Source organism: uncultured Senegalimassilia sp., from assembly GCF_934632265.1.
In the GTDB taxonomy this organism is placed as follows: Bacteria; Actinomycetota; Coriobacteriia; order Coriobacteriales; family Eggerthellaceae; genus Senegalimassilia.
The window spans coordinates 1-7,895 of record NZ_CAKTYH010000092.1 but is presented as its reverse complement, the minus strand read 5'-3'; the positions used below and the strand labels follow the sequence as shown (position 1 = coordinate 7,895).

Genomic DNA, 7,895 nt, shown 5'->3' with positions numbered 1-7,895 from the left:
AACTCGTTCACAACGCTATACATTTCCTGCGCGGGCTTATCCTTAAAACGACTCCAACGCAGCTGGTCACCGCGTATCTCTGCGCCGTAGACGTTTCGGTACGACTCCGGGAAGATGCGCTTCTGCTTAACGCCAAGCACCTGCTCCATCTTCTCGGTTTCGAGTTCTTTTTCGTCGAGCGAGCGCATGAACATAAGATAGGTCAGCTGACTTATGACTTCGATGGGATTAGTGATACCGCCTTCCCACATCTTCTGCCAAATAGCGTCAACCTTGCTCTTGGTTGCTCCTGTGATCATGAAACTGCTGACCTTTCTTCGCAAGCTCTTCGATCATATATATGCGCACGGAGGCACTTCGGCTCATCTCGCAAAGAGACGGTGCGCCCTATGCCGTGTCGTGAAGCATGACAGGTATTCCGAGCGTTATCGAAACCTTTTCCGTCCGCAAGGCGATTACGAACCTTGACCTCGCAATCAGAGGTCGATACGGCGCGAATACGCACCTCAAAACCACTCGGAATGCAATACGGACGTATTAACGTCATTATATTCCAGCAGAGGGCAAAAACGCGCTATATAGCAGACGGGTGTATAGCCACGGCCCGTCGTCCAGCAGGAAGCGCGGCATTACGGGCAACCGCAAACTGCACGTCCAAACAGCTTGCACCCGACAGCTCGTAACAACCGCAACCAGCCCCACCCCGCCAACCAAACCCCAGGAGAATTAGTGACCGCCGAATTGCCACAGACCAGAGCAACGGAATTTCGCACCCCGTTGGGAGCGTTTCGCATCACAGGGCCGCATGGGCCCGTGCCTTTCACAGTCTCGCAACACCCCGTGCCGGATTCTCGCAAGGGCGCGCTCGAGCAGTACTATTCCCTCAGCATCAGCCTTGACGAGCTGATTGCGGGCGAAGCGTACGTGGTCGAGTTTGACGGCCCCGACCTTGCATACGCGGACTCCGACGAGTTCGGTCAGCTGAACGAGGCGATTGCAGACGGCATCACGGTCGGCATCTCCGGGTTCAACCCGAACGAGCAGAAAATCACGTGGCCCAAAGGCCCCTCGCCGGACCGCAAGGGCTACTACATCATCTGGGACGACCCGCGCGAAGGATGGTTCACCATCGTGAAATGCCAAGACACGGGCGCCTACGATCACGCAAGCATCGATATCGGCTGGCTACCCACCGACCAAGACCACGGAGACGAGCTTGCGCTTGCGCTGTTCTATTAACCCCAAGAAGCCCGAGCAGCACCGCAAGTGCCGCCCGGACAAGCACATGTTCGCCCGCCGCTGGCCGCTAGCCCAAAAATCCCCCGGCAGCGCCACACAGCACCGCCGGGGGAAACCTTGCAGCAAGCAACCTCTGCCCCGACCCGGGGCTTCCTTACTCGCCGTCCTCGTATACCACGTTGCCGGCGCAGATGGTGTACTTCACCTTCCCGTAAAGGTCCTCCCCCGCAAACGGGGTGTTCGCCGCCTTCGAGACGAACTTCGTGCCCACGTGCCAGCGCTCGCCTTCGTTGAAGATCACCAGGTCAGCGTCGGCGCCTTCCGCGATCGCGCCCTTGTCCAACTTGTAGAGCTTCGCCGGGTTCAGGCTCATCTTCTCGATCAGCTGCATGAGCGTCAGATGTCCCTTGCGCACAAGGTTCGTGATGCCCAGGGCAAGCGCGGTCTCCAGCCCGATGATGCCGCTGGGCGCCTCGGCGAACAGCTTGGCCTTCTCCTCGGCGGAATGCGGCGCGTGGTCGGTGGCGATGATGTCGATCGCTCCGTCCTTCAAGCCCTCGATGATGGCGTAGCGGTCAGCCTGCGTTCGCAGCGGCGGGTTCATCTTCGCCATCGTGCCCTTCTCCAGCACGGCGTCCTCGGTCAGCGAGAAATGATGCGGCGTGGCCTCGGCCGTCACGTGCGCGCCCATCTCCTTCGCCAGGCGCACCAGCTGCACGGAGTTCGCCGAGCTGATGTGCTGGATGTTCACCCGCGCGCCCGTGTGCAACGCCAGCATGCAGTCGCGCGCCACCAGCACGTCCTCGGCCAGCGCCGGCGCGCCGCCCAGCCCCAGCGCCTTCGACACCGCGCCCTGGTTCACGCCCGGCGACTCGATGAACGCGCGGTCCTCCTCGTGGAACGAAAGCGGCAGGTCGAGCTTCGCCGCGCGCTCCATGGCACACTTGACCAGGGCCTCGTCCATCAGCGGGATGCCGTCGTCGGTAAATCCCGCGGCCCCGTGGGCGGCAAGCTCCTCCATGTCCACCAGCTCGCGCCCCTGCATGCCGCGGCTGATGGTCGCGCACGTCAGCACGTTGATGCCGCAGCGCGCCCCGCGTTCGAGCACGTAGCCGAGCGTCTCCACGTTGTCCACGGGCGGCTTCGTGTTCGCCATGCACACCACGCTGGTGAACCCGCCGGCCGCGGCCGACGCGGCGCCGCTTTCGATGTCCTCCTTGTACGTGAAGCCCGGGTCGCGGAAGTGCACGTGCACGTCCACCAGGCCCGGAGCCACCACGCAGCCCTTCGCCTCGATGATGCGCTCGTAGTCCTCCGAGCGCTGGTACTTGCCGATCTTCGCTATCTTGCCGCCGTCTATCACCAGGTCGAGCACATCGTCGATGCCACGCGCAGGGTCGATGACGCGGCCGTCTTTCACCAGGATCATAGCGCCTCTTCCTTCAAATGCTCGTACATCACCATCGCGCCGTCGAGGATCGATTCGATGGTGGCGAACTCCTTCTTGTTGTGGCTGATGCCCTTCACGCACGGGATGAACACCATGCCCGTGTCGCAGATGTGCGCAAACGACATGGCGTCGTGACCTGCGCCGCTGATCATCAGCCGATGCGGGATGCGCAGGCGCTTCGCCGCATCGAGCAGCTTCTGCTGCGTCTCGGACGACATCTCGATGGGCGGGATGTCGGAGGTTTTCTCGCGGAAGTACTTGAGGCGGCGCTTCTCGCAGATGCGCGTGCACGCGGCCTTCAGGCGCGCCTCCATGCGATCGAGGCTGGCCACGTCGATGCCGCGCATGTCGATGCCCAGCTCCACCTCGCCGGGGATGACGTTGAGCGCGTTGGGGTGGTTCGTCATGACGCCCACCGTGGCCACGGACTGGTGCATGGCCTCGGATTTGCCAATCTCCTCGACCTCCAGGATGATCTCGGCAGCCGCCGCAAGCGCGTCGGAGCGCATGCCCATGGGCGTGGCGCCCGAATGCTCCGCGTTGCCGTGCACGTGCACCTTGAAGCGGCGCGGGCCGGCGATGGTGCTCACGATGCCCACGGCGTCGCCGTATTCCTCCAAGACCTTGCCCTGCTCGATGTGCAGCTCAAGGTACTCGTGGATGCCCTGGATGCGATCGGGCGTCAGGCTGTAGCCCTTGCGGTCGAACACCTCGTGCAGCGTCTCGCCCTGCTTGTTCACGGCCTCGCCCACGTCGTGCTTGTAGATTTCCTTGGTGATAAGGCCGCTGCCGATGGTGCTCCTGCCGAAGTTGCTGGACTCCTCGCAGCGCATGGCACCCACGCGGATGGGCAGGTCAAGGCCGTCGCGTTCGGCCCACCCCATCACCAGCAGCCCGGCGATGATGCCCGCGACGCCGTCGTAGCGCCCGCCTTCGATCACCGAATCCAGGTGCGAGCCGACCAGCCAGAAGGGCTCGTCCATGCTGTACTGCGGGCGGTACAGGTAGGTGTTGCCCACCTGGTCGGCGAAGTGGCCGTAGCCCTTCTCCTCGCCGAGCGCGCACAGGGCCCGGTGCATCTCGTCCTCCACCTCGGTGTAGCCGAGCCGGGTCACGCCGCCCGACTCGCAGCTGCCGATGCCGTAGAACCGGTCGAAAAGGTATTCTGCATACTCAACGTCTTCGATAGCGTGCCGCATAGCTTCTCCTTTCTCATACCGGAATAGTAGTCCAACGTGCCGGGACAGCCTGCGACCACCACCGAAACCGCACTTCACGGCATGAAATCGGGGCTTGCGAAGCGCGTCGGGCCCACGCGACAGGCGCCTTCCCCGCCGCTATATTTCGGGAACGTAAAATCTGCAACAAACCCTTGCAAATATTCAGTATGAGAGTATTTTCATTGAAAGTTTGACCACTTGCGGAATGGGATGGAAATCACTATGCCACACAAAGAAAAAGCTTCCGAGATGAAGCACTACGCCGGCAAAGCCGTGTTCTCCGCGGCCATCGGCCACGCGCTCGACGGCCTGGACCTCATGATCTTGAGCTTCGCACTCTCCGGCATCATCGCCACCTTCGGCGTGGACAATGCCACCGCCGGCTCGCTCACGTCCATCACGCTGGCAGGCGCCTTCCTGGGCGGCCTGGTCTTCGGCACGCTGGCCGACAAGCTCGGCCGCATCAGGGTGCTGACCTACTCCGTCATCTTCTTCGGCGTGTTCACCCTGTGCTCGGCCTTCGCCCCCAACTTCGAGCTGATGGCGCTGTTCCGCTTCCTGGCGGGCCTGGGCATCGGCGCCGAGTTCGGCCTGGGCATGGCCATCGCCTCCGAGGTTTCCAGCCCCGCTAACCGCGCGAAGGCCACTTCCGCCGTCGGCCTGGGCTTCCAGGTCGGCGTGCTGGTCGCTTCGCTGGCGTCCGCGCCCATCATCGCCGCGTTCGGCTGGCGCGGCCTGTTCGCGGTCGGCGTCGTACCCGCCATCGTCGCCATCATCATCCGCGCGTTCGTTCCCGAGCCGCCCATCTTCGAGGAGCACAAGGCCTCCGGCAAGAAGCACGGCAACCTGGCCAGCCTGTTCAACTCGCCCACGCGCATCAAGTACTCCGTGATCATCATCATCCTGTGCACCGTGCAGAACGCCGGCTACTTCGGCATCATGACCTGGCTGCCGAAGTACCTCAACGGCGAGCTGGGCCTGAGCCTGACCTCCACCGGCATGTGGACCGCCGTCACCGTCATCGGCATGATGATCGGCATCTCGGTGTTCGGCTGGCTGGCCGACAAGGCCGGCCGTCGCCCCGCGTTCTGGACCTTCCAGATCGGCGCCGCCGTCATGATCGTCATCTACAGCCAGCTGACCGACCCCACGGCGCTGCTGTTCGGCGGCTTCTTCATGGGCATGTTCGCCAACGGTATGATCGGCGGCTACGGCACGCTGATCGCCGAGCTGTTCCCCACCGAGGTGCGCGGCACGGCGCAGACCGCGCTGTACAACGCCGGCCGCTTCATCGGCGGCGCGTCGGCACCGGTGGTCATCCCGATCATCGCCGCCGGCCACGGCTTCGGCTTCGCCATCGGCTGCGTGGCCTGCATCTACGTGGTCGCGTTCATCGCGATGTTCTTCCTGCCCGAGAAGAAGGGCTCCGACCTGGAGTAACGGGCCTACTGGGCTGCGCCCGCATATCGCGGGCTTGCAACTGCGACCGCAGCCCGCTGCGTTTTCAAGCTCGCAAAGGCGCCGTCTCGATCGAGGCGGCGCCTTTTCTCGTTTCGGCTAGGGTTTTCCGATGTTGCTGCCCCCTCTATGATTCGGCCCGCAACTAGCCCGAAGGCGCAACAAATCGCCCAATCCCCGTCACGCTACCGCGGCGCAAGATCGAAAAGTCGATACGTCTGCGTTTTAACCTCGCATCCGGCGCTAGCCCGCTTCGGGAGTGTTCCATACGCCCAGTTCACAGGCTTGGACGATTCCCAGCTACTACACCGTGCGCCATTTAAACGCAGACGTATCGACTTTTCGTCGCGCAACCACCGTTTCCGGCGCCGCGTGCGGGTCTGAGTAACAAAAAAAGCCCCTGCGCAGCACACGCAGGGGCTTTCAGCTACCTGTTTAAGAAAGCGGTGGGTTACAGACGAACCACGTTGCTTGCCTGGAGCTTGCCGTTCTGACCAGTGGTCACGTCGAAGGAAACAGCCTGGCCCTCGTCGAGGGTCTTGAAGCCGTCCATCTTGATCTCAGAGAAATGCACGAACAGGTCCTCGCCGTCGTTCTGAGAGATGAAGCCGTAACCCTTCTCGGGGTTAAACCACTTAACAGTACCTTCCGCCATTTTAAATCCTCTTTTCTCTCCCGCGCTATCGCACGGGGGTAACACTGCGCGTTGCATGGCGGCAACACTCGCCCTCACCTCGAGAGCACGCGTTCCATCATACGCTAACCGCCAAGGAAAACGTCCGGGAATCTGGCGGGGAGGGAAGATTTAACGATGGGGCAACGATGCGGCCGCAAATGATGGCCAAGCGTCCGCCAAGACCGAAGCCGCAGCCTTTTCGTAGGGGTTGTCTGCCGGCGCTCGGCGAGCTGGGCGATCCGCCGCCGGCGCGCAACAATCCGGGCAACCCGCCATTGGCCCAACCTTGCGCGGAGCTCCCAAAACGCTACGGCGTTGGCGGCCCTACCTCGCGCGTAACTCCCAGAAGGCTACGGCGCTGGCGGCGGCGACGTTGAGGCTGTCCACGCCGTGGGCCATGGGGATCTTCACCGTGTAGTCGCTGGCGGCGATGGTCGACGGGTGCAGGCCCGCCCCCTCGGTGCCGAGCACCATGGCCAGCCGCTCGCATGCGGCAAGCTGCGGGTCGCCCAGCGCAAGCGACCGGTCCTCAAGCGCCAGCGCCGCCACCTTGAACCCCGCCGCATGCAGCAGCGGGATACCCTCGGCAGCCCAGTCGCGCTGCGCGCCGATACGCGTCCACGGCACCTGCAGCACCGTACCCTGGCTCATACGGCTGGCGCGGCGGAACAGCGGGTCGTGGCACGAGGGCGTGACCAGCACGGCGTCGACGCCGAACGCGTGCGCCGCGCGGAACGCGCTGCCGATGTTGGCGTAGTTGCCCACGTCCTCGAGCACGGCCACGCGGCGGGCGCCGGCAAGCAGCTGCGAAGGGTCGGGCAGCGCGGGGCGCTCGAAAGCGGCTACAGGGCCGCGCACGATTTTGTAGCCGGTGACCTGGGAGAACAGAGAGTCAGGCGCGCACAGCGCCGGGCATGCGGGGTGTTGCGCGAGCAGCTGGCGAGCAAGCGGCGCGGCATCGTCGGCCCAGGACTCGCTTACCAGGAAGGAACGCGGACGAGCGCCGGCCTCGATCGCCGCCGCAATGACCGCACGCGACTCCGCCATAAACAAGCCGGCGGGCGCGTCGGGCCAAGCCGCCAGATCGGCATCGCGCACACGCGCATACGGCGCCAAGCGCGCATCGTTTGCGCTGGTCAAGTGTTCGTACGGCATAGCGCGTTTCCCTTCGTCTGCAAAAGCTGGTAAGTCGATGCCTTACGGGGCGATCGATTCATTATCTCAGATATGGCAAGGCTCCGCCGCGTTGCCGACGGAGCCTTGTCTGCAGTTGGTAAACGCGGCGACTCAATAGCCGCCGCACGAATATATACACAAAGGCATTAGGAGGTGCGGCAGTGCATGCGCACGCACTGCCGCGGGTAAGCGTTTAGACACCGGAACGGGATAAGCGACCGCGCCGGTCTTTGAGCATAACGCGGGCGCTACGCGGCGGCGGGTCTGCGATTCCCGGCAGCCGCGGACGCCCGCGGGGCGCCCTACCCGCCGCACCAGGACCGGGCCCTGCGACGGCGAACATAACGTCCTAGGCGCGGCCGATCCCTGAAAGGACGGGCAGACAAAGCCGGCAAACAGGCTACGCAACGATGACGGTGCCCGTCATGCCCTCGAGGCCGGCGGCGGCGCACTCGAGGGAGGTGATGAGGGCCTTGCCCTGCGGGAAAGCCTCGACGTACTCGATGCAGGCCTCGACCTTGGGCAGCATGGAGCCGGGGGCGAACTGGCCCTGGGCGATGTACTCGCGGGCCTCGGCCACGGTCATCGTGGAGAGCTCCTCCTGGTCGGGCTTGTTGAAGTTGATGCAGACCTTCTCGACGGCGGTCAGGATGACCAGCATGTCGGCGCCGAAGTC

The 7,895-nt window shown here is 63.7% G+C and carries 7 protein-coding genes and 1 pseudogene; 2 read left to right on the top strand and 6 right to left on the bottom strand.

The genetic code is table 11. The features are described 5' to 3' along the window. Positions 1-299, bottom strand: a 299-nt coding sequence (locus Q0H50_RS07185) for a type I restriction-modification system subunit M N-terminal domain-containing protein (protein ID WP_294420907.1), incomplete at its 3' end; no start/stop codon positions are given. Positions 300-840: 541 nt separating this feature from the next. Between Q0H50_RS07185 and Q0H50_RS07180 the strand changes: the two genes are divergently transcribed. Then, positions 841-1,239, top strand: a complete 399-nt coding sequence (locus tag Q0H50_RS07180; protein ID WP_294363240.1) for a hypothetical protein — start codon at positions 841-843, stop codon at positions 1,237-1,239. A 154-nt stretch (positions 1,240-1,393) separates the two neighbouring features. Here Q0H50_RS07180 and Q0H50_RS07175 read toward each other — a convergent pair whose 3' ends face one another. Both Q0H50_RS07175 and Q0H50_RS07170 read right to left on the bottom strand, forming a co-directional pair. Next, positions 1,394-2,668, bottom strand: a complete 1,275-nt coding sequence (locus tag Q0H50_RS07175; RefSeq protein WP_294420905.1) for a dihydroorotase — start codon at positions 2,666-2,668, stop codon at positions 1,394-1,396. Continuing rightward, positions 2,665-3,888 (bottom strand): hydantoinase/carbamoylase family amidase, encoded by a 1,224-nt coding sequence (locus Q0H50_RS07170; RefSeq protein ID WP_294420902.1) that lies wholly within the window; start codon positions 3,886-3,888, stop codon positions 2,665-2,667. Before Q0H50_RS07170 ends, Q0H50_RS07175 begins: the two co-directional genes overlap by 4 nt. A gap of 243 nt (positions 3,889-4,131) precedes the next feature. Here Q0H50_RS07170 and Q0H50_RS07165 point away from each other — a divergent pair, with 243 nt between their 5' ends. After that, positions 4,132-5,349 (top strand): MFS transporter, encoded by a 1,218-nt coding sequence (locus Q0H50_RS07165; RefSeq protein WP_294420900.1) that lies wholly within the window; start codon positions 4,132-4,134, stop codon positions 5,347-5,349. 469 nt (positions 5,350-5,818) lie between these two features. On the opposite strand, the gene Q0H50_RS07160 is transcribed toward Q0H50_RS07165, so the two are convergent. The 3 genes and pseudogenes from Q0H50_RS07160 to Q0H50_RS07150 all read right to left on the bottom strand — a co-directional run. Beyond that, complete coding sequence (locus Q0H50_RS07160; protein WP_042436473.1) at positions 5,819-6,022, bottom strand: cold-shock protein; 204 nt, start codon at positions 6,020-6,022, stop codon at positions 5,819-5,821. Positions 6,023-6,367: 345 nt separating this feature from the next. Next, the gene (locus Q0H50_RS07155; RefSeq protein WP_294420898.1) at positions 6,368-7,198 is read right to left on the bottom strand and encodes an RNA methyltransferase; all 831 of its coding nucleotides are present in this window, start codon (positions 7,196-7,198) and stop codon (positions 6,368-6,370) included. A gap of 421 nt (positions 7,199-7,619) precedes the next feature. Next, positions 7,620-7,895: pseudogene (locus Q0H50_RS07150) on the bottom strand (carbamate kinase); the annotation flags it as partial.